The sequence below is a fragment of the Oceanobacillus salinisoli genome (genome assembly GCF_009733865.1).
GTDB lineage: Bacteria > Bacillota > Bacilli > Bacillales > Amphibacillaceae > Oceanobacillus > Oceanobacillus salinisoli.
In genome coordinates this window covers 1-305 of sequence record NZ_WOFB01000073.1, presented here as the reverse complement: position 1 = coordinate 305, position 305 = coordinate 1, and the positions used below count along the sequence as shown (strand labels likewise).

Sequence of the window (305 nt, the reverse complement as noted above, 5' to 3'; positions counted from 1 at the left end):
TATGTACATAAAGATGAAGAGGACTGGCTTATTAATGGAATTAAAAAACTTCCAATTGAGCAAATAAGAAGAGATGTAAGTCGAGATATTACAAAACCTACTCCAGAAACATTTAACCCTGAAACGTATAAGCCGTTTCAAGGTAAACCAACAGGCTTATTAGACGATGGTGATGAGATAGAGATAGGAAAACGGAAATTAGCTATATACCATACACCAGGTCATTCTCCTGGTCATGTAGCAATTTATGATTATAGTAAAGGATATTTATTTACTGGAGATTTGTTTTACGATGAAACTCCTAT

Annotated in this window: 1 protein-coding gene; it reads left to right on the top strand. The window is 33.8% G+C overall.

Annotated elements, in window-relative coordinates; all coding sequences use genetic code 11:
- The coding region (locus GMJ66_RS20340; RefSeq protein WP_156292129.1) for an MBL fold metallo-hydrolase at positions 1–305 on the top strand (305 nt) is incomplete at both ends.